General features: G+C 62.6%; 1 pseudogene. It reads left to right on the top strand.

The features are described from left to right. Window positions 1-342 (top strand): annotated as a pseudogene (locus QCE73_RS34030) (autotransporter strand-loop-strand O-heptosyltransferase); the annotation flags it as partial.

The raw sequence follows: 342 nt of genomic DNA, 5'->3' as shown, positions 1-342 counted from the left end.
TCGAGACGGACATCGGCGCGGGCGCGGTGACGAGCGGCAAGAAATATTTCGTGCCCTTCGAACTCGAAGTGCAGAAGCGCGGCAAGGATGCGGACGCGGCCATCCTGCATCGCTACGACGCGAAGGACCGTGAAGTGCTGATCCAGTTTCCGGTCGGCACGCTCGGCGACCTGATGGGCTGGTTTCCCTACGCCGTCAAGTTCCAGCGCAAGCATGGCTGCCGCCTGACGTGCTCGATGTCCGCGCTGATCGCGCCGCTGTTTCGCCGCGCCTACCCTGAAATCAAATTCATCACGCCGGAGGAAGTGGATCCGGCGCGCTACTACGCGACCTACAACATCG

The sequence above is a fragment of the Caballeronia sp. LZ029 genome, assembly GCF_031451275.1.
Taxonomy (GTDB): Bacteria; Pseudomonadota; Gammaproteobacteria; order Burkholderiales; family Burkholderiaceae; genus Caballeronia; species Caballeronia jiangsuensis.
The sequence above is the reverse complement of the archived record's forward strand: the minus strand, read 5'-3'. Positions and strand labels throughout refer to the sequence as shown.